General features: G+C 69.3%; 18 protein-coding genes and 1 pseudogene. 6 read left to right on the top strand and 13 right to left on the bottom strand.

Features of this window, described 5'->3' with window-relative positions:
- Nucleotides 1-49 precede the first annotated feature (49 nt).
- A complete protein-coding gene (locus ACPCUW_RS19055; protein ID WP_423426210.1) occupies nt 50-1,027 on the top strand; it encodes a quinone oxidoreductase family protein in 978 nt (325 codons plus the stop codon).
- Between the two features lie 14 nt (nt 1,028-1,041).
- Here ACPCUW_RS19055 and ACPCUW_RS19050 read toward each other — a convergent pair whose 3' ends face one another.
- From ACPCUW_RS19050 to ACPCUW_RS19030, 5 genes are all read right to left on the bottom strand, one after another.
- Complete coding sequence (locus ACPCUW_RS19050) at nt 1,042-1,599, bottom strand: LppU/SCO3897 family protein (protein WP_104364371.1); 558 nt, start codon at nt 1,597-1,599, stop codon at nt 1,042-1,044.
- A gap of 109 nt (nt 1,600-1,708) precedes the next feature.
- Nucleotides 1,709-1,966: a YciI family protein gene (locus tag ACPCUW_RS19045; protein WP_063013409.1), complete on the bottom strand. Its 258-nt coding sequence runs from the start codon at nt 1,964-1,966 to the stop codon at nt 1,709-1,711.
- Entirely contained in the window at nt 1,966-2,475 is a 510-nt protein-coding gene (gene nusB, locus ACPCUW_RS19040) for a transcription antitermination factor NusB (protein WP_063013411.1), read from the bottom strand. The genes ACPCUW_RS19045 and nusB overlap by 1 nt, the downstream gene beginning before the upstream one ends.
- Before the next feature lie 99 nt (nt 2,476-2,574).
- Nucleotides 2,575-3,138, bottom strand: a complete 564-nt coding sequence (gene efp, locus ACPCUW_RS19035; protein WP_063013413.1) for an elongation factor P — start codon at nt 3,136-3,138, stop codon at nt 2,575-2,577.
- A gap of 80 nt (nt 3,139-3,218) precedes the next feature.
- A complete protein-coding gene (locus ACPCUW_RS19030) occupies nt 3,219-4,355 on the bottom strand; it encodes a M24 family metallopeptidase (protein WP_063013415.1) in 1,137 nt (378 codons plus the stop codon).
- 172 nt (nt 4,356-4,527) lie between these two features.
- Between ACPCUW_RS19030 and ACPCUW_RS19025 the strand changes: the two genes are divergently transcribed.
- The 4 genes and pseudogenes from ACPCUW_RS19025 (at nt 4,528) to aroB (ending at nt 8,733) form a co-directional block, all read left to right on the top strand.
- Nucleotides 4,528-5,100: a prepilin peptidase gene (locus ACPCUW_RS19025; RefSeq protein ID WP_423426208.1), complete on the top strand. Its 573-nt coding sequence runs from the start codon at nt 4,528-4,530 to the stop codon at nt 5,098-5,100.
- A 44-nt stretch (nt 5,101-5,144) separates the two neighbouring features.
- Nucleotides 5,145-6,365, top strand: coding sequence for a chorismate synthase (gene aroC, locus ACPCUW_RS19020; RefSeq protein WP_063019646.1), 1,221 nt, complete (start codon nt 5,145-5,147; stop codon nt 6,363-6,365).
- Nucleotides 6,366-6,421: 56 nt separating this feature from the next.
- Nucleotides 6,422-6,937: pseudogene (locus tag ACPCUW_RS19015) on the top strand (shikimate kinase); the annotation flags it as partial.
- A gap of 659 nt (nt 6,938-7,596) precedes the next feature.
- Nucleotides 7,597-8,733 (top strand): 3-dehydroquinate synthase, encoded by a 1,137-nt coding sequence (gene aroB, locus ACPCUW_RS19010; RefSeq protein ID WP_063019644.1) that lies wholly within the window; start codon nt 7,597-7,599, stop codon nt 8,731-8,733.
- Nucleotides 8,734-8,793: 60 nt separating this feature from the next.
- Here aroB and ACPCUW_RS19005 read toward each other — a convergent pair whose 3' ends face one another.
- The 7 genes from ACPCUW_RS19005 to ACPCUW_RS18975 all read right to left on the bottom strand — a co-directional run bounded on the left by ACPCUW_RS19005 (nt 8,794) and on the right by ACPCUW_RS18975 (nt 17,190).
- The gene (locus ACPCUW_RS19005) at nt 8,794-9,267 is read right to left on the bottom strand and encodes a B-4DMT family transporter (RefSeq protein ID WP_030513968.1); all 474 of its coding nucleotides are present in this window, start codon (nt 9,265-9,267) and stop codon (nt 8,794-8,796) included.
- Between the two features lie 48 nt (nt 9,268-9,315).
- Nucleotides 9,316-10,158, bottom strand: a complete 843-nt coding sequence (locus tag ACPCUW_RS19000) for a shikimate dehydrogenase (protein ID WP_305780914.1) — start codon at nt 10,156-10,158, stop codon at nt 9,316-9,318.
- A complete protein-coding gene (locus ACPCUW_RS18995) occupies nt 10,148-11,896 on the bottom strand; it encodes an endolytic transglycosylase MltG (RefSeq protein ID WP_423426205.1) in 1,749 nt (582 codons plus the stop codon). The genes ACPCUW_RS19000 and ACPCUW_RS18995 overlap by 11 nt, the downstream gene beginning before the upstream one ends.
- The gene (gene ruvX / locus ACPCUW_RS18990; RefSeq protein WP_423426204.1) at nt 11,889-12,497 is read right to left on the bottom strand and encodes a Holliday junction resolvase RuvX; all 609 of its coding nucleotides are present in this window, start codon (nt 12,495-12,497) and stop codon (nt 11,889-11,891) included. Before ruvX ends, ACPCUW_RS18995 begins: the two co-directional genes overlap by 8 nt.
- Nucleotides 12,497-15,163 carry an alanine--tRNA ligase gene (gene alaS / locus ACPCUW_RS18985; RefSeq protein ID WP_423426202.1) on the bottom strand — a complete coding sequence of 889 codons (2,667 nt, stop codon included), beginning with the start codon at nt 15,161-15,163 and terminating at the stop codon, nt 12,497-12,499. Before alaS ends, ruvX begins: the two co-directional genes overlap by 1 nt.
- A gap of 63 nt (nt 15,164-15,226) precedes the next feature.
- On the bottom strand, nt 15,227-16,570 hold the full coding sequence (locus tag ACPCUW_RS18980) for a replication-associated recombination protein A (protein ID WP_423426200.1): 1,344 nt from the start codon (nt 16,568-16,570) through the stop codon (nt 15,227-15,229).
- Between the two features lie 29 nt (nt 16,571-16,599).
- On the bottom strand, nt 16,600-17,190 hold the full coding sequence (locus ACPCUW_RS18975) for a helix-turn-helix domain-containing protein (RefSeq protein WP_030513962.1): 591 nt from the start codon (nt 17,188-17,190) through the stop codon (nt 16,600-16,602).
- 67 nt (nt 17,191-17,257) lie between these two features.
- Between ACPCUW_RS18975 and ACPCUW_RS18970 the strand changes: the two genes are divergently transcribed.
- Entirely contained in the window at nt 17,258-18,217 is a 960-nt protein-coding gene (locus tag ACPCUW_RS18970) for a TauD/TfdA dioxygenase family protein (protein WP_423426197.1), read from the top strand.
- A gap of 1 nt (nt 18,218) precedes the next feature.
- Here ACPCUW_RS18970 and ACPCUW_RS18965 read toward each other — a convergent pair whose 3' ends face one another.
- Nucleotides 18,219-19,388 (bottom strand): phosphotransferase family protein, encoded by a 1,170-nt coding sequence (locus ACPCUW_RS18965; protein WP_030513960.1) that lies wholly within the window; start codon nt 19,386-19,388, stop codon nt 18,219-18,221.
- Nucleotides 19,389-19,537: the final 149 nt, after the last annotated feature.

Here is a 19,537-nt window from a genome sequence, read left to right as displayed (position 1 = left end):
ATTCTTCCGGACGAAGTATCTGGACCGTTAGTCAAGTTATGAGGTCGATATGCAGGCAATCGTAATGACCGGGGTCGGTGGACCGGAGGTCCTCGTCGCGCGCGAGGTGGGCGAGCCCAGCCCCCAGCCCGGCGAGGTGCTGATCCGGGTGGAGGCGGTCCCGGTGCTGTACCCGGAGACGATGTTGCGGTCGGGCATGTTCCCGACACCGACGCCGACCCCGGCGGTCTTCGGAACCCAGGCGGTCGGGGTCGTCACCGCCGTGGCCGAAGACGTCGACCCGGAATGGAAAGGGCAGCGGGTCCTGGTGGCGCGCAACGACTTCGGCAGTTACGCGGAATGGATGTGCGCCCCCGCCGAATCCGCGGTCCGCGTACCGGACGGATTGGCGAGCGATGCCGCCGCGGCCGTGGCGATGAGCGGATCGGTGGCACTGGCCCTGCTCGAGGCCGCGGCACTCACCGGTACCGACACCGTTCTGATCGAAGCCGCGGCCACCGGAATCGGCGGCTACCTCACCCAATTGGCCGCCCGATCCGGCGCCGCACACATCATCGCCACCGCCGGCGGCGCGGCCAAAACCGAGCGCGCCCGCGAACTCGGCGCGCACACGGTCGTCGATCACCGCGATCCGGATTGGCCGCGCCGGCTCGGCGAACGCCTCGAAAATGCCACGGTGGACGTGGTTTTCGACTCGATCGGCGGCGAGAGCGCCGCGGCCGTCCTCGATGTCATGACCCCGTTGCGGGGCCGTATGCTCGGATACGGCTGGCTGTCCGGCGCACCCGCCCAGGTCACGACGATGGACCTGATCATGCGCGGGCTCACGTTCACCGGATGCTCCGGGCCGCAGTGGCTGGCCGGGGTGGCGGCGAAGCGGGCGGCGGCGTTCGAACTCGCCGCCGCCGGTGATCTCACCGTGCTGATCGACAGTGTGCTACCGCTGGCGGATGCGGCCGAGGCCCATCGACGGGTCGACGAGCGCACGACCTTCGGCACGATCGTCTTGCGCCCCGGGACCGTCTGAGCGGAGGACCCGGCTCACTTCGGTTGTGCCAGACAGAATGTCGTCTGCGGGTCCGACAATGTGATCACACTGTCGGACTCCGGGCCGCACAGCGTGTCGTCGGCCTGTCCGTCGATGCGCTGGGCGACCCGGAAACTCGCCTCCGAGGATGTGCAGTCGGCGTACTTGTAGCCGCTGAGCGGCGAATCCGCATAGCACAGTCCCGTTTTGAAATTCGGCGCCAGGCACAGATACGCCAGCGTGCCGCCGTTGAGGGTTTCCTCGTACGAGGTGAAATCTGCCCCGCACTCGACCTTGGCGTCGTGCACCTGCGCCACCTTGTAGACGGCTTTGTCGGAGGTGCAGGCGACCGGTGCGGTATCGGAATCGACGGCCGAGGCGTTGATCACGTTGATGCAGTCGCCCACCTTCGCCCGTGCGGTGTCGGATTTGTTGTGGTCCTTGGCGACCTGAACACCCTTGTCGACACCTTTTTCCACCGCCGAGCAACCGGTCGTGGCCAGGGTCGCCGCCGCGACGATCGCCGGGGCGAGACGCAGTGCCGTACGCACTGTCGCCGAATTGAACCGCATCCGTTCCACCTTTTCTAGGTCAAGTGACCGGAACAGTATGCGGGCGCGGCGGGCATCCGGGAAATTTAACGGATTTGTCCGAATCTGACGGGCATGTCGCGAATACGACTCAGCCCGTGATCTCCCATTCGTGGATCGTCAGCTCGGAGGCGCCGGTGGTGTGAATGGGATCGGTGAACACCAATTCCCGTGCGGCCGAGAGGTTCTCGGCCAGCACCAGATAGGCGCCGCCGCTGCCGTCGGTGAATCGGCCGGTGCAGTCCAGCTGTCCTCGCGCGCGCACATCGGCCAGCCATTCGCGGTGCGGTTCGATGACCGCGTCGGTCCACGCCGAGGTGCGCATCGCGAGGACGAGGTATTTGATCATCACGCCCCGCTGTCGCGGCGGGTGGCGGCCGCGGCGGCGCGCACCTGGTCGGCCAGCGTCACGATGCGGCCGAGGACGCCGTTGACGAACGCGGGCGAATCGTCGGTCGACAGTTCCTTCGCCAGCTCGACGGCCTCGTCGACCGCCACCACCGGCGGAACATCGTTGGCGTGGAACAACTCCCACACCGCCACCCGCAGAATGGCGCGGTCCACCGCGGGCAGCCGCCCCAGGGTCCAGTCCTGCAGATAGGACTCGATGGTGCCGTCGACGCGATCCAGATCGTCGGCGACGCCTTCGACGAGGGTGCGGGTGTAGGGATTCACCGGGGCGACCTGTTCGTCGCGACCGGCCAGGTCCAGGCGCTCCGCGACCAGGTCGGCCGGGTCGATGTCGCGCGCCTCGGCCTCGAAGAGCAGATCCACAGCCCGGCGGCGGGCCTTGTGCCGGGCTCCGAGTTTCTTGTGGGTGGACTTCTTGTCCACGGGCTGATCAGCCACGATCACCATTATCCCGTTCGCAGTGTCGACGGCGGCGCGAGCGATACCGGAAAGCCGATACGCGCGCGCCGCCCATGGTTCCGGCGCCGGGCCGGTGGATCCGGAGGATCAGGCGTTGACCCGGCCCAGATAGCCGCCGTCGCGCGAGTCGATCTTCAGCTTGTCGCCGACGTTGATGAACAGCGGCACCTGCACCTCGGCACCGGTCTCCAGCGTCGCGGGCTTGGTGCCGGCGCTGGAGCGGTCGCCCTGCAGGCCGGGCTCGGTGTGGGTGACCTCGAGTTCGACGGTGACCGGGAGCTCGACGTACAGCGGCGCGCCCTCGTGCGTGGCGACCTGCACGGTCATGTTCTCCAGCAGGAAGCCGGCGCCCTTACCGATGGTCTGCTCGTCGATACCGATCTGGTCGAAGGTCTGGCCGTCCATGAAGATGTAGTCCGACCCGTCGTGGTACAGGTAGGTCATGTCCCGGCGGTCCACGGTGGCGGTCTCCACCTTCACGCCGGCGTTGAACGTCTTGTCGACCACCTTGCCGGACAGCACGTTCTTCAGCTTGGTCCGCACGAACGCGGGACCTTTACCCGGCTTGACGTGCTGGAACTCGACGATCTGCTGGAGCTGACCGTCGATCTTCAGCACGAGGCCGTTCTTGAAGTCGCTGGTGTCCGCCACTGTCCTCGGATCTCCTTGTTAGTACTGTTCGACGTTCTGTAGGCCGGGCCGTAGGGACCGGCCCGTTGGGGCAGCCGGGGTCAGTCGACCACGGTGAGGTCTTTGGTGGTGTGGGTGAGCAACTCCGGACCCCCCGCACGAACCACGAGCGTGTCCTCGATGCGAACTCCGCCGCGGCCGGGGAAATACACACCTGGCTCGACGGTCACCGCCACGCCATCCAGAAGTGTACCGGTCGCGGTTTTGGCGACCGGAGGCGCTTCGTGGATCTGCAGTCCGACGCCGTGTCCGAGGCCGTGCACGAACAGGTCGCCGTGCCCGGCCGACGCGATCACCGAGCGGGCCGCAGCATCGACCGCCGCGCACGGCACACCGGGTGCCAGCGCCTCGCGGCCGGCCCGCTGCGCCTCGTATACGAGCTGATAGATCTCGCGCTGCCAATCTGTCGGCTCGCCCAGCACCAGGGTGCGCGTCATATCCGAGTGGTAGCCGCCGACCACCGCGCCGAAATCGAGCTTCACGAAATCGCCCGCGGCCAGCACCGCGTCGGTCGGGCGATGATGCGGCACTGCGGAATTGGCACCGGCGGCCACGATGGTCTCGAAGGCGATCGCGTCGGCGCCGTGCTCGAACATCAGCCATTCCAGCTCGCGGGCGACCTGGCGCTCGGTGCGGCCCGGACGCAGTCCCCCTCGTTCCAGCAGGGTGGCCAGCGCGGCGTCGGCGGCCGCGCACGCCGCCCGCAGCTGCTCGATCTCGTAGTCGTCTTTGACCGTTCGCAATTGTTCGACCAGACCGGGCGCGGGGACGAATTGGAGGCCGCTGCCCTGCTCGACGAAGCCGCGGTGCTGGTCGACGGTCACGACGTGACTTTCGAAGCCGACGCGGCCGATCTGCCATTCCCCGGCCAGTTCGACCAACCGGCGCGCACTGGCGCGAGCGATCTCGGCGTGCACGTCGGGTACCTGGTCGCCGACCTGGGTGATGTAGCGGCCGTCGGTGCAGATGACCGTCCGCTCGCCGTCCTCGCCCACCTGGCTGCCGTCCCAGGAGTGCACGAGCAGGGCGGCGTTGGAGCCGGTGAAGCCGGTCAGGTACCGGATATTCACCAGATCGGTCACCAGCAGGGCATCGACCCCGTTCTCCACCAACAGGTCTCGCAACCCGGCCCGACGCGCAGCGTGGTCGGGGCGCCGGGCACCGTCATCAGCAGACATGGCTGCCACGCTACCGCTGTCGTATTGCGAGGCCGTCACGCAGTCACCCGCGACCCCGTCCACGACCGGCGGCGGGCCGGTGTTACTCGTCGCGTGTTCACAACTGTTGCGGTTGTCCACATTTCAGGTTCGCGGGGCCGGGCGGGCACGTGCCGCGAGCGACGATGAGTGCATGACCACCACCGCCTATCTCGCACTGATCGTCTGGTGCGTCGCACTCAGCGTGATCGACATTCGGACCGGGCGACTGCCCGACGTGCTCACCCTGCCGGGTGCGGCGGTGGTGCCGGTGCTCGCGGCATCGACCGGCCGTGCCGGCCCGGCGATCGCCGGTGCGCTGCTGCTCGCCGTGCCGTACCTACTGGTGCATCTCGTCGAGCCGGCGGCGTGCGGGGCGGGAGATGTGAAGCTGGCGCTCGGCACCGGCGCCGCCGCGGCGGTGGGCGGGCCGTCCTGCTGGGTGTGGGCCGCGATCGGCGCACCCCTGCTGACCGCTTCGGCCGGACTCGGTGCGCTGGTCGCGATGCAGGTCGCCGCCCGCGTCTCCGGCGCGGCCGGCGCCGGCGGCAGGCCGATCGCGCACGTCCGAGACGGCACCGCGATCCGTGCCGCGCATCCCGGTGACCGTCCGGCCGCGGCCGGAGATTCGAACCGTCGCCATGGTGTGTTCGGCGCCTCGATCACGGTGCCACACGGGCCCGCGATGTGCCTGGCTACCGTTGCGGCACTGTGGCCCACGGTGTAGCCGCGCGGACACCGATGTCCGGGGAAGCGTTGTGACGTGGAAAGATGGAGGTCGTGTTGCGCTGGATTACTGCTGGTGAGTCTCATGGTCCCGCTCTTGTCGCCATCGTCGAGGGGATGGTGGCCGGTGTCGAGGTGACCTCGGCCGATATCGCCGCGCAACTGGCGCGGCGACGACTGGGCTACGGCCGCGGCGCGCGGATGAAGTTCGAGGCCGACAAGGTCACCGTGATCGGCGGGATCCGCCACGGCCGCACCATGGGTGGCCCCGTCGCGATCGAGATCGCCAATTCCGAATGGCCGAAGTGGACCGAGGTCATGGCCGCCGACCCGGTCGACGAGGCCGAACTGGCCGAGCTGGCCCGCAACGCTCCGCTGACGCGCCCCCGTCCCGGCCACGCCGACTACTCGGGGATGCTCAAATACGGCTTCGACGACGCCCGCAACGTGCTCGAACGCGCCAGTGCCCGCGAAACCGCCGCTCGGGTCGCCGCGGGCACCGTAGCGCGGCAGTTCCTGCGCCAGGCCCTCGGCGTCGAGGTCGTCTCCCACGTGGTCTCGATCGGCACCGCGGCCGCGCGTCCGGGTTTCGTGCCGTCCGCCGCGGATCTGGAGGCCGTCGACGCCAGCCCGGTCCGCGCATTCGACCCCGAGGCCGAAACCGCGATGATCGCCGAGATCGAGGCCGCCAAGAAGGACGGCGACACGCTCGGCGGGGTCGTCGAGGTGGTGGTCACCGGACTGCCGGTCGGACTGGGATCGTTCGTCAGCGGTGAACAGCGTCTGGATTCCCGGCTGGCCGCTGCCTTGATGGGGATCCAGGCCATCAAGGGTGTCGAGGTCGGCGACGGATTCGAGACCGCGCGGCGGCGCGGCAGCGCCGCCCACGACGAAATGCGCCCTGGTCCCGACGGGGTGCTGCGCTCCACCAACCGCGCCGGCGGCCTCGAGGGCGGTATGACCAACGGCGAAGCCCTGCGCGTGCGCGCGGCGATGAAGCCCATCTCCACCGTTCCGCGCGCGCTGTCCACCGTGGATATGGCCACCGGCGACGAGGCGGTGGCCATCCATCAGCGCTCCGACGTCTGCGCGGTCCCTGCCGCCGGTGTGGTCGCCGAGGCCATGGTCGCGCTCGTCGTCGCGCAGGCGGTGCTGGAGAAGTTCGGCGGCGATTCCCTCGCCGAGACCGTCGACAACCTCACGACGTACCAGAAGCGCATCCAGACCCGCCCGCACATCCCGGGCGTCGTGGCGTCGGAGGCATGAATGGCTGATCCCGCGCGCGGCACCGCCCGGGTCCGGCGCCCGGGACAGCCGTCGTGATCGTCCGCAGCGACCCCGGCCGGCCCAGCGTGATCCTCATCGGCCCGCCCGGGGCCGGTAAGTCGACGATCGGGCGCAAGCTCGCTCGCGAACTCGGCGTCTCGCTCTACGACACCGACGCCGGGATCGAACAGGACACCGGTCGCAGCATCCCCGACATCTTCGCCACCGACGGCGAGCCGGAATTCCGGCGCATCGAGGAACGCGTGGTGCGCCGCGCGATCCTCGCCGAACACGGGGTCGTATCCCTCGGCGGCGGCGCGATCCTGTCCGCGGCGACCCGGGAGTTGTTGCGCGGGCGCACGGTGGTGTACCTGGAGATCAGCGTGTCCGAGGGACTGCGCCGGACCGGGGCGTCGACGAATCGGCCGCTGCTCAACGGCGACGATCCGAGCGCGAAATATCGCGAACTCATGCGCGTGCGCCGACCGCTGTATCGCGAGGTGGCCTCCATCCGGATCCGCACCGACGGCCGCAGTCCCGGCCGCGTCGTCCGTGCCATCCTCGCCAAACTCGGCGTCGAACCGGCCGAAACACCGGCGCCGCAACCGGATTCGACGAGTGCCGAACCCACGGGCACCCGTCGTTCCCGCCCGCGTGGGCGTCGTCGCCGCACCCGCGCCGCGGCCGACAGCGCCGCCCGGACCGCACCCGAGCCCGGTGAAACCGAAGCCGCGCAACCGGATTCGATCGAGACGGACCGTACCCAGCCGCGCCGCCGTGCCCGGCGGTCCCGCCGCGGCGGCCGCCGTCACTCCCGCAATCGGACCGGCACCTCGGCCGACACCCCGCCCATCGACCCCGCCGCCGAGCGTCCCGCCCGCACGCCCGAACCGGCGGCGGCCGACGCCGACGCGAAACCATCCGCCGCACAGCAGAATGCACGACCGGGACGAATCCGGCGTACCGCCACCCGCGCCGCCGGCCCTCCCGCCGCGAGTCGGAACCCCGGCCCGGCGGCGGCGCCCCATCCGGAGCCGGTGCGCCCGGTCGGCTCCGGACCGGAGCCGCTGCCGGTGCCCGCACCCGACGAAACACCTTCGCCCGCTGGACGTCTCGCGGGTGACGCCGCGCAGACCGCGCACGAAGCGGCACCCGGGGCCGGTCGGTCCCGCCGCGCCCGCGCCCGCCGGGCACGCCTACGACGAGCACTAGAGGAATCGGAGCAGCACACATGAGCGAGCCCACCCGCATCGACGTCCGAACCGCCGATCCGTATCCGGTGATCATCGGCCGGGGGCTGCTGGGCGAACTGGTCGAGCAGGTCGCCCGCCATCCCGGCGTGCGGACCGTGGCGATCTTCCATCAGCCGCCGCTGACCGAGACCGCGGAGGTGGTGCGGCAGGCGCTCGCCGAGCAGGCCGTCGGCTCGCACGGTGACACCCTCGACGCGCACCGCATCGAAATCCCGGATGCCGAGGCCGGGAAGGACCTGCCGGTCGCCGGCTTCTGCTGGGAGGTGCTCGGCCGCATCGGCCTCACCCGCCAGGACGTCGTGATCAGCCTCGGCGGGGGTGCGGCCACCGATCTGGCCGGGTTCGTCGCCGCCACCTGGATGCGCGGCGTGAAGGTCGTACACGTGCCCACCACGCTGCTCGCGATGGTCGACGCGGCGGTCGGGGGCAAAACCGGAATCAACACCGAGGCCGGGAAGAACCTGGTCGGCTGCTTCCACGAACCGTCGGCCGTGCTGGTGGATCTGGTCACCCTCGAAACGGTGCCGCCCAACGAGATCGTCGCCGGAATGGCCGAGATCATCAAGGCCGGATTCATCGCCGACCCGGTGATCCTCGACCTGATCGAACGCGACCCCGCCGCCGCGCTGGACCCGAAGGGCGACGTGTTGCCGGAGTTGGTCCGCCGGGCGATCCAGGTGAAGGCCGACGTGGTGGCCGCCGATCTCAAGGAGGCGAGCCTGCGCGAGATCCTCAACTACGGTCACACCCTCGGGCACGCGATCGAACGGCGGGAACGCTACCGGTGGCGCCACGGTGCGGCGGTCTCGGTCGGCCTCGTCTTCGCGGCCGAACTCGGCCGGCTGGCCGGGCGCCTCGACGACGCGACCGCCGACCGGCACCGCGCGATTCTGGAGAGCGTCGGCCTGCCGACCACCTATGACGCCGATGCGCTGCCGCAGTTGCTCGAAACCATGCAGACCGACAAGAAGACCCGCTCGGGCATCGTTCGATTCGTCGTTCTCGACGGTCTGGCCAAGCCGGGCCGGCTGGAGGGTCCCGATCCGTCGCTGCTGGCGGCGGCGTATGCGACCATCGCTCGCGAGGACAGCCCCGCCGGCGGAATCCTGCTCTAGCACACGAAAATCCGGGCCACGGACAGGATCCGCGGCCCGGATGAGCGGATCATTCGGCGATCAGGCCGGGGAGGCCGCCGCCGGGGGTACCGAGGATTCGCTCTTGCGCCGATCCCGGCCCACCAGGAAACGGCCGATCGCCACGCCGACCATCGCCGGAATGAAGATCATCAGCACGATGAACGAGGCACCAGCGGTCAGTTCGAACAGCAGACCGTTGTCGCCGAGATCGAACTTCGGCACGAAATCCAGAAGCCACGCCACCAGCCCGCTGCCCACACCACCGACCACACCGGCCTTCAGCCAGCGCATGGTGAGGTCGGCACCGCCGCGCTCCGGATCGGGATTGGCCCGCCGATCACTGCGACCATCGATCAGCCCCCAGGCGACGCCCGCGACGACCAGCACGATCAAGCACACGATGCGCATCCACGAGCCGTTGGTCGGCCAGTAGATCATGCCGAAACCCAGCAGGGTTCGCAGTACGACGGTCAGCGCACCGAGGACTATGGCGCGCAACACCCACGAATTCATGTCGATCACCTTAGCCTGTGTTGTGACGTCATCGAATTGGAACCGGTTCTAGAAGTCACGGAGATCCAGAGCCGCCGCCATCGCCGCCCGTGGCGCGGGCCGGCCCGTGAACTGTTCGACCTGGCCGTAGGCCTGATTCAGCAGCATCTGCAATCCGCTGACGACGGTATGCCCCGCACGCCGCACGGCGGTCGCGAGCGGCGTCGGCCACGGATCGTAGATCGCGTCCAGCACCACCGGCGCCGCCGCGACCGCGTCGGCCACCGCCGCCGCACCGGCGGCCGGCACCGTGCTGACCACCGCGTCGGCGCGCGCACATGCCGCGTGCACCCGATCGGCGTCGAAGTCGGAGAACTCGGTCGCCATTCCCAGCCGGCGAGCCAGCGCGAGGGTCGGCTCGGCCCGCTCGGCGTCACGGGCGACCACGGTGACCGTCTCGGCGCCGAGTTCGGCCAGCGCCAGCAGTGCCGGTCGCGCGGTACCGCCCGCCCCGAGCACGACCGATCGGCGCACCGTTTCCACGCCGCCGCCCTGTAGCGCGCCACGCACGCCGTCCACATCGGTGCAATCGGCTCGCCACCCGGTCGCGGTGCGCACCAAGGTGTTGGCGGAGCCGGCCAGAACGGCGCGCTCGGTCCGTTCGCCGGCGTAGTTCAGGGCCGCGACCTTGCCGGGCATCGTCACCGACAGCCCGACCCAGGACGAATCCAAGCCGTCGACGAGGGCGGGCAGTTGCTCGCCGGTGCATTCGATGCGCTCGTAGGTCCAGTCCAGCCCCAGCGCACGATAGGCGGCCAGATGCAATTGCGGGGACCGCGAATGCGCGATCGGACTGCCCAGTACCGCTGCCTTGCGTCCCGATTCCGGCGATCCCGCTCCGTTATCGGCCACTGTCGAGAATTCCGCTCTGCTGGGCCCGTTGGATATTGCGCAGATGTTCGCTGTAGCTTTCGGCGAACATGGTGGTGCCCTGCTTGTCGACGGTGACGAAGTACAGCCACGGTCCCGGCGCCGGATTCTCCACCGCGCGCATGGCATCCAGCGACGGCGAGGAGATCGGCGTGGCCGGCAGCCCCGGCATGGCGTAGGTGTTCCACGGTGTCTTGCGCGCCCGGTCGGCATCCGTGGTGGCGACCTCGGTGCGGTCGAGGGTGTAGTTGACCGTGGAATCCAGCTGCAACGGCTGATCGACCGCGAGCCGATTCACGATCACCCGGGCCACCTTCGACATGTCCTGGGGCAGCGCTTCCCGTTCGACCAGTGAGGCCGCGATCAGCGTCTGATAGGGATTCAGTTTGTTGGTCGCCCCCGACTGCAGCAGTCCGGTCGTCTCGTAGCCGGCGGCACTCTCGCTCACCAGCTGCGCCAGAATCTGCTCGGGCGTGCCGGAAGGATCGAAATCCCAGGTGCCCGCGGCGATCATGCCCTCGAGCTGGCGGGTGCGATCGGGGACCTTGCGCACCGCGTCGACGGCCCAGGCCGGAACGCCCAGCGCGGTCGCGTCGGCCGTGGCCCCGGCGGCATCGAGTTGTTCGTAGGTGACGCATTTCTTGTCCGCACCGGTCCCGACGCAGCTGGCGTCGGCGATCTTGCGGTAGATGCCCTCGTTACGGGCGCCGGTGTTCACATCCGTGGAATCGTGCAGCCGCCGTCCTTCGGAGACCACCACGTTGCCCACCCGGGAGGTCTTCTTCAGCAGGGCCGCGACCGCGTCGGCACCCTTGCTGTGCGTCGGCACCGCGTAATAGCCCGGCTGCACCGAGGTGATGCCCGAATTCCGCACGGCCGCTTGGTAGAAGGCCCCGCTGCTACGGACGACACCCCTTTCGACCATGGTCTGCGAGATCTGTTCGGCGGTGTCACCGGTGTGCACCTGGACCACGGCCAGCGGGCCGGGCGGTCCGTCGAAATCCTCGGGTCCGCCCATCGAGCGGATGAATTTGTATCCGGCGTAACCACCGGCCACCACGAACAGGACGACGAACACGCACCCCAGGACGAGCAGATTCCGGCGGCGACGCTGCCGCTCGGCCGCCTTGCGGGAGGCCACGCGAGTGCGGCGGCTACGCCCACCGGACGAGCCCGACCGTGCCGGTCGGCCCGAGGCACGAGCCTGCGCTCTCCCCGCGGACTTGCCGCCGGAACCGCGGCGGCTTCCCCGCTGCGCCTCCTGCGGCGAGGCCGCGCTCGCCCGGGCACCGCGCCTGGCGGCCGCGGGCGCGGGTTCCGGCTCGTCGTCGGCGATCGGTTCGATATCGGTTTCGGAGTCGTACTCGTCGCGGCGATACCGATGGCCGCTGCCGCCGGTCCGCTCGTACCCCGGTTCGGCGTAGTCGGGGTCGGGGTAGTCGGGGTCGGGGTAGTCGGGGTCGGGGTAGTCGGGATCCGCGTATCCGGCGCCGGCGAGCTCGTGGTCATAGTGAGCGCCGTACCCGGCGGCGGTGTCGGCGTAGTGCGCGGCCGGCTCGTCCTCGTCGACGTAGCGCGGGATGACGGCGGTGTCGTCGTCCTCGTAGTCGTCCCACTCGTCGGTGGCGCTGCGATGCGCACCACCACGCCGGTAGCGCCGCTGCTGCTCGTCGGCGCGCCGGCGCGAGCGTTCTCCGGCCCGCGACCAGCGGTCACTCATCCGACCACCTGGCCTCGTCTGCACCGGCCGAGTTCAACACCGCACTCCGTTCGTCCAACCACCCTTGCAGGATCGACACGGCGGCCGCCTGGTCGATCACCTGCCGCCGGCCGCGCGCGCGAACTCCACTGTCCCGCAATGCACGTGCAGCTGACACCGTAGTCAAACGTTCGTCGGAAAGTCGTATCGGCACACCAGGAATCATGTTCCGCAAACGTCGCGCGAACCGCGCGGCCAGGTGTGCCGACGAGCCGCTGGCCCCCCGTAATGTCCGTGGTAGACCGACGATTACCTCGACCGCTTCGTATTCCCGCACAATCTCGGCTACTCGGAGCAGATCGGTTGCCGGACCGCGTTTTCCACCCTTGACGGTCGGCACCGTCTCCACCGGGGTCGCCAGAATCCCGTCCGGGTCACTCGCGGCGACTCCGATGCGCACGGTCCCCACGTCGATGCCGATCCGCCGGCCGCGGCCGGGATCGGTCCGCGCGTCGGGGCGTTCGGCCGGGATGTCGTCCGGCCGGGCGGCCCCGGCTTCCGGAGCCGCCCCCGATCGGGACGGCTCCGGTTCCGAAGGCTCCGAATTCTCGGAATGGTCCATCAGGCGGCGATCTCGGCCACCCGTGCGCGCACGCCGGCCAGGCCGGCCTCGATACCGGACGGGTCGGAGCCGGCGCCCTGCGCCATCTCCGGCTTACCTCCGCCGCGGCCCGCGATACTCGGGCCGAAACTGCCGACCAGCTCACCGGCCTTGACGCCGAGCTCCTGGGCGGGCTTGTTCACCGCGACCACGAACGGCACCTTGCCGTCGGCATTGCCGAGCAGAACGACCACCGCCGGCTCACTGCCGAATCGGCCGCGGATATCGGTGGCCAGGGTCCGCAGATCGCCCGCGCCGACGCCCTTGGGGGCGGCGGCCGCGACCAGCAGCACCTTGCCGACCCGCTGCGCCTGCTCGACGTAGGCACCCGCCTGCGAGAGCACGGCCGCGGCCTTCGTGCGCTCGAGTTCCTTCTCGGCGACCTTCAACCGTTCCACCAGTTGCTCGACCCGAGCCGGCACATCTTCGGACGGCACCTTGAGCGAGGCGGCTACACCGGCCAGCAGGGCTCGCTCCTTGGCCAGGTACTTGTAGGAATCCAGCCCGACGAAAGCCTCCACGCGGCGCACGCCGGAACCGACCGACGATTCGCCGAGCAGTGTGATCGGCCCGATCTGCGACGAGTGTTCGACGTGGGTACCGCCGCACAGTTCCATCGAGAACGGCCCGCCGATCTCGACGACGCGCACCTCGGATCCGTAGTTCTCGCCGAACAGCGCCAGCGCGCCCATCGCCTTGGCCTTGGGCAGATCGGTGACGAAGGTGTTCACCGGGAAGTCCGAGCCCACCGCATCGTTGGACACGGCCTCGATATCGGCCTTCTGCGACTCGGAGAGCTGGCCCTGCCAGTTGAAGTCGAAGCGCAGATAGCCGGGCTTGTTCAGCGAACCGGCCTGCACCGCGTTCGGGCCCAGCACCTGCCGCAGCGCGGCATGCACCATGTGCGTGCCGGAGTGTCCCTGGGTGGCGCCACGCCGCCACGCCGGATCGACCTGGGCGAGGACGGCATCGCCCTCGGTGATCCGACCGCGCTCGACGGTGGTCTTGTGCACCCACAGCTTCTTGGCGATCTTCTGCACGTCGTTGACGCGCAACTCCGTGCCCGACGCCGTGAGGGTGCCGCGGTCGGCGATCTGACCACCGGATTCGGCATAGAGGGGACTGCGATCGAGGATGACCTCGACGTCCTGCCCGGCGGTCGCGGTGGGGACCCGGACACCATCGGCGATGAGGGCGAGAACCCGCGCCTCGGTGGCGAGCTCGTCGAAGCCGGTGAATTCGGTGGCGCCGCGGTCGACCAGTTCCTTGTAGATCGACAGATCGGCGTGTGCGTGCTTGCGCGCCTGCGCATCGTCCTTGGCTCGCTGCCGTTGCTCGGCCATGAGCGTGCGGAAGCCCGACTCGTCGACCTCGAGCCCGGCCTCGGCGGCCATCTCCAGGGTCAGATCGATCGGGAAACCGTAGGTGTCGTGCAGGGTGAACGCCTCACTGCCCGCGATCGTGCGCCCACCGGTGGCCTTCACCTCGGCGACCGCGTCGTCGAACAGCTTCGACCCGGTGCTCAGCGTCTTGAGGAAGGCGGTCTCCTCGCCGACGGCGACGGTCTCGATGCGGGTGAAATCGGTGGCCAGTTCCGGGTACGAGGGCGACATCAGCTCGCTGACGACCTTCATGAATTCGCCGATCACCGGCTTCTCGGCACCCAGCAGCCGGGCCGAGCGCACGATCCGGCGCAGCAGCCGGCGCAGCACGTAGCCGCGGCCGTCGTTGCCGGGATTGACGCCGTCGGCGATCAGCATCGCCGAGGTGCGGGCGTGGTCGGCGATGACCCGGAAGCGCACATCGTCGGCGTGTTCGACGCCGTAGCTCTTGCCGGTCAACTCCTCGGCCTTGGAGATGATGGGGCGCAGCAGATCGGTTTCGTAGACGTTGTCCACGCCCTGCAGCAGCATCGCCACGCGTTCGATGCCCATGCCGGTGTCGATGTTCTTCTTCGGCAGCGATCCGACCGGCGCATAGCCCAGCTTGGGGCTCTGCTCGCCGCGGATGTCCTGCATGAACACGAGATTCCAGATCTCGAGGTAGCGATCCTCGTCGGCGACCGGGCCGCCCTCGGCGCCGTATTCCGGCCCGCGGTCGTAGTAGATCTCCGAGCACGGCCCGCCGGGACCCGGCACACCCATATCCCAGTAGTTGTCCTTGCCGTCGCGGAACTGGATGCGCTCGGTCGGGATTCCGGCGACGCGATGCCAGATCTCGGCGGCCTCGGGATCACTCTCGTAGGCGGTGACCCAGATCCGCTCCGGATCGAAGCCGAATCCGCCTTCTTCCTGAGATCTGCTGATCAGCTCCCAGGCGAAGGTGATCGCGCCTTCCTTGAAGTAGTCACCGAAGGAGAAGTTGCCCGCCATCTGGAAGAACGTGTTGTGGCGGGTGGTGACGCCCACCTCTTCGATATCGCCGGTGCGCACGCACTTCTGCACGCTGGTCGCGCGCGAGAACGGCGGCGCCTCCTGGCCCAGGAAATACGGCTTGAACTGCACCATGCCCGCATTGACGAACAGCAGGTTCGGGTCCGGCAGGATCAACGAGGCACTCGGTACCTCGGTGTGGCCGGCACGGACGAAGTGGTCCAGGAAACGCCGTCGGATCTCGTGGGTCTGCACGAATATCCAGCCTACCGGGCGCGGTCCAGCCGGTTTTCAGCGGTCGTGCGGCGCGCACCCGGCTCAGCGACCTCGGACGATGCGGCGCAACTTGGTGACCCGCGGCCCGATCTCGCGCTCGTAGCCGTGATCGGTCGCGGTGTAGTAGTCGGCGCCGACCAGTTCGTCGGGCGGGTACTGCTGCGCGAGGATCCCGTCCGGGTGGTCGTGCGGGTATTTGTAGCCCTGCGCGTTGCCGAGTTTCGCCGCGCCCGCGTAATGCCCGTCGCGCAGGTGGGGCGGCACCGCGCCGGCCTTACCCACCGCGATGTCGGACATGGCCGCGCCGATGGCCGCCGCGACCGCACCCGACTTGGGTGCGGTAGCGACGTGGATGGTCGCGTGCGCGAGCGCCAGCTGCGCCTCCGGCATACCGACCAGCTGGACCACCTGCGCGGCGGCGACCGCGGTCTGCAGGGCGGTCGGATCGGCCATGCCGACGTCCTCGGAGGCCTGGATCATCAATCGCCGCGCGATGAAGCGCGGATCCTCCCCCGCGCTGATCATCCGGGCCAGATAGTGCAGCGCCGCGTCGACATCCGACCCGCGCAGCGATTTGATGAACGCGCTGATCACGTCGTAGTGCTGGTCGCCGGCGCGGTCGTAGCGTACCGCGGCCTTGTCGACACTGGCCTCGACCAGATCCACGTCCACCGTGCCGTCGAGCGACGATTCCGCCGAGGCCTCCAGGGCGGTGAGCGATCGGCGCGCGTCGCCGCCGGCGATGCGGACGATGTGGTCGAGCGCCGCCTCGGTGACGGTGTACTGCCCGCCCAAGCCTCGCTCGTCGTCGATCGCGCGACGCAGCACGGTGCGAATATCGTTGTCCGACAACGACTTCAGCTGCAGCACCAGCGATCGCGACAGCAGCGGCGACACCACCGAGAAAGACGGGTTCTCCGTCGTCGCCCCGACCAGCAGCACCACCCGGTTCTCCACCGCGGCCAGCAGGGCGTCCTGCTGGGTTTTCGAGAACCGGTGCACCTCGTCGATGAACAGCACGGTCTGCTCCCCCGCGAGCAGCCGCCGTCGCGCCAGCTCGATGACCGCCCGCACTTCCTTCACGCCCGCCGACAACGCCGACAGCGCCTCGAAGCGACGGCCGGTGGCGGTCGAGATGAGGGCGGCCAACGTCGTCTTGCCTGTCCCGGGCGGGCCGTAGAGCAGCACCGATGCCGCGCCGGATCCTTCGATCAGCCGGCGCAGCGGTGATCCGGGGCCGAGCAGATGTTGCTGACCGACCACCTCGTCCAGGCTCGCCGGCCGCATGCGCACCGCCAGCGGGGACATCCGGCCCGCCGGCGGTAGTGCGGTGGATATGCCGGACGACTCCTCCACCTCCGGCGCCTCGAACAACCCTTCGCTCACGCCTCGACGGTACCGATGAGCACCGACATTCAGGACGAGGTGGGGTCGGGACGCAGAATCCGCGCGGCCTGCGCCTCGATCGACGCGCGCAGTTCGGCGTCGGTCAGCTCGCGCAGGCCCGCGGCGCTGCGCAGGAACGGCTCGAGCAGTTGCCAGCCCATGGCGAACGCGGCCAGATGTGCCACCGCCAGTCCGGCGGCGCGGTCGCTGTCCATCTGCGGCCGCAGGTTCTCGATCAGCATCGCCATCACCGGGAACTGTTCTTGCAGCTCACCGACCGGATAGCCGTCCAGGATGCAGCGGGCCAGCACGGTCAGATGCCGGCGCAGCCGGGGATCGGTGGCGGTGAGCTGTCCGGCGGCGGCCAGTGCGCCCGATTGTTCGCCGAGATAGCTCAGCACGGCTCCGACCAGCTTGTCCTTCGCACCGAGATGCCGGAACACCAGGCCGTGGTTCACCCCCGCACGGTCGGCGATATCCCGGATCGAGGTCGCGGCCGGGCCGCGCTCGGCGAACAGGTCGGCGGCGGCCTCCGTGACCGCCGCGACGACCGCCGCACGACCGACCGGTCCGGCGCCGGAGTCGTCGCGACGCGGAGTCGATGGCGGGTTCTCGGACATCGGGCTACAGTAGCGAATACCGGTGTAGTCAATTGACTACAGTCGCCCGATCGCCGAAGGAAACGCCATGACGCACACCACCGCCGCGGAGACCGAACCGGTCGCCCACTACGGCGTGAGCTCGTTCCCACTGCCCGAATTTCCGCTGATCGCGGGCCCGTTCACCCATCTGGTCGCCGAGCGTGACCGACTGGCCGCGCTGCGCTGGCAGCATTTCGACGCGCGGCAGGCCGGCGTCACCCTCGGCGCGGAGATCAGCGGCGTGGACCTGACCCGGGAGCTGCCCGCGGAGGTGATCGCGGAACTGCGCCGGGCACTGCACGAGTACAAGGTGCTGTTCTTCCGCGATCAGCCGCTGACCGCCGGGCAGCATGTCGCGTTCGCGGCGCGCTTCGGCACGCTCGAGGTGCATCCGTTCATTCCGTCCAGCACCGAACAGCCGGAACTGGTCCGCTTCGAGAAGACGCCGACCATCGCGGGGGTCGAGAACATCTGGCATCACGACGTGACGTGGCGGCCGCAGCCGTCCATGGGTGCGATCCTGCACGCCGTCGCCGTTCCCGAGATCGGTGGCGACACCCTGTTCTCGGATATGTACGCCGCCTACGAGGCGCTCGATGCCGCCACCCGCGCCGAGATCGACGACCTCACCGCGACCCACGACTACACCCGGGCATTCGGCCGCGGGCAGACGACCGAAGCGCAGGAGGCGATGCGAGCACAGCATCCGCCGGTCAGCCACCCGGTGGTGTGCACGCACGAGGCGACCGGACGCCGCCACCTCTACGTCAACCGGATCTTCGTGGACCGCATCGACGGCATGGATCCCGAGGCGAGCCGCGAGTTGCTGGACCGGCTCTGCCGCCAGGCCGACTATCCCGAACACCAGGTGCGGCTGCACTGGGAGCCCGACACCATCGCCTTCTGGGACAACCGGGCCGTGCAGCACTATGCCGCCAGCGACTATTGGCCGCAGACCCGGATCATGGAACGAGCCTCGATCGTCGGGCCGCGCCCGGCCCGCTGAGTCACTCTTCCCAGAGTTCCTCGAGGGTGGCGGAGACATGCTCGGCGAAGTCGCCGAGCGTGTCGTCGCCGGTGCAGCGCGCATCCTCGGCGAGGGCTGCCCAGCGATTGATCAGGGCGGCCGAGCGCGGCACCGACAGTCCGTGTTCGCGGGCCGCGGCGATGCGGGTGTGATCGGCGGGCAGGAACCAGAACGTCGTCAGCCAGACCCAGATGAGCCGGGCCTCGAGGATGCGTTCGGCGAGCAGATCGTCGTCGGCGAGGGCCGGCCACACGCCCACGACCTCCGAGCGCCAGGCCTCGACCATCTGATGCGCCCGCTCGCGGGAGAGTTCGAAGTCGCACAGGCAGCCGGGGAACGACACCAGCGCGTAGGCGATATCAAGCGTGGCGTCGCGGAAACCGCCCCATTCGTAGTCGAGGAACCGAGCGCCCTCGTCGTTGAGGATCACGTTGTCGGGGCACAGGTCGGAGGGGCTGAACGCGCGGAAGCGGCCCGCGGAGAAGAGGCGATTGCCCCGCACGATGCGCTCCGCGATCTCGCCCGGCACGTCGATGCCGACCTCACGGGCCAGCATTCCGGGGACCTCACCGATCGCGGCCTCGGCCTGCTGGGCGATCCCGTCGACCCGGTGCACCACCTCCACCCGCCGCAGCAGCGCCACGAAATCGGCCTCCCGGCCGACCGTTGCGGCGTGCATGCGGCCCAGTGCCTGCGCGAACGCCATCTGGGCGTTGCGGGTGGCGGGTTCGGCGCCGGTTTGCAGCACCGAGGTGAGCGACATGTTCTCGCCCAGATCGCTGAGAATCAGCAGCCGATCCGGCAGGCTGTGCGCCAGCAGATAGGCGCCGGGACGGTGCTCGCTGCTGAGCGCGGTGGTGAACTGATAGGACACCGCCTCACGCAGAAACGCCGAATCGATACTCGCGACCCCGGGTGCCAAACCACCGATCCGGCGCTCCTGGGCGGCGCCACGGACCTGCTTGACGATCAGGGTACGGGGAAGTGAGAACGAGTTCTCCGCTACGCGTACGCGCAGCACCGTCGTCCTGCCACTGCCGCTGAGTTCGATGGGATCGCTCAGCTTCACCGCAGCACCCATGCGCTTCGTGAGCAACTGTTGTGCCGCGGACACGACTTCGGCGGCGCGTTCGGCCAATAGTGCGGTCATCGCCAACCAAGTTACTCGCTCCAGGTCACTTTCAGCGAGCGGTTCGGCAACCTTTCGCGCGTCGTCGGCGTGTCCCCGCCGAGCGGCTGCGACCGGACCGAGATGCTCATTACGCTCATCGTCGGCCGGGTCGCGGATCCGGCCGGATA

The organism is Nocardia sp. AB354, assembly GCF_049538315.1.
GTDB classification, from domain to species: Bacteria; Actinomycetota; Actinomycetes; order Mycobacteriales; family Mycobacteriaceae; genus Nocardia; species Nocardia nova.
Note: the sequence above shows the minus strand (reverse complement) of the source record. Positions and strands in the feature narration are given on the sequence as shown.

Coding starts and splice junctions, on each gene's coding strand:
- ACPCUW_RS19055 (WP_423426210.1), top strand. CDS start 50: ATGCAGGCAATCGTAATGACCGGGGTCGGTGGACCGGAGGTCCTCGTC.
- ruvX (WP_423426204.1), bottom strand. CDS start 12,497: ATGGACCATTCCGAGAATTCGGAGCCTTCGGAACCGGAGCCGTCCCGA.
- aroC (WP_063019646.1), top strand. CDS start 5,145: ATGGAGGTCGTGTTGCGCTGGATTACTGCTGGTGAGTCTCATGGTCCC.
- ACPCUW_RS18970 (WP_423426197.1), top strand. CDS start 17,258: ATGACGCACACCACCGCCGCGGAGACCGAACCGGTCGCCCACTACGGC.
- nusB (WP_063013411.1), bottom strand. CDS start 2,475: ATGGTGATCGTGGCTGATCAGCCCGTGGACAAGAAGTCCACCCACAAG.
- ACPCUW_RS19050 (WP_104364371.1), bottom strand. CDS start 1,599: ATGCGGTTCAATTCGGCGACAGTGCGTACGGCACTGCGTCTCGCCCCG.
- ACPCUW_RS19025 (WP_423426208.1), top strand. CDS start 4,528: ATGACCACCACCGCCTATCTCGCACTGATCGTCTGGTGCGTCGCACTC.
- ACPCUW_RS18965 (WP_030513960.1), bottom strand. CDS start 19,388: ATGACCGCACTATTGGCCGAACGCGCCGCCGAAGTCGTGTCCGCGGCA.
- ACPCUW_RS19030 (WP_063013415.1), bottom strand. CDS start 4,355: ATGTCTGCTGATGACGGTGCCCGGCGCCCCGACCACGCTGCGCGTCGG.
- aroB (WP_063019644.1), top strand. CDS start 7,597: ATGAGCGAGCCCACCCGCATCGACGTCCGAACCGCCGATCCGTATCCG.
- ACPCUW_RS19005 (WP_030513968.1), bottom strand. CDS start 9,267: ATGAATTCGTGGGTGTTGCGCGCCATAGTCCTCGGTGCGCTGACCGTC.
- ACPCUW_RS19045 (WP_063013409.1), bottom strand. CDS start 1,966: ATGATCAAATACCTCGTCCTCGCGATGCGCACCTCGGCGTGGACCGAC.
- ACPCUW_RS18975 (WP_030513962.1), bottom strand. CDS start 17,190: ATGTCCGAGAACCCGCCATCGACTCCGCGTCGCGACGACTCCGGCGCC.
- ACPCUW_RS18995 (WP_423426205.1), bottom strand. CDS start 11,896: ATGAGTGACCGCTGGTCGCGGGCCGGAGAACGCTCGCGCCGGCGCGCC.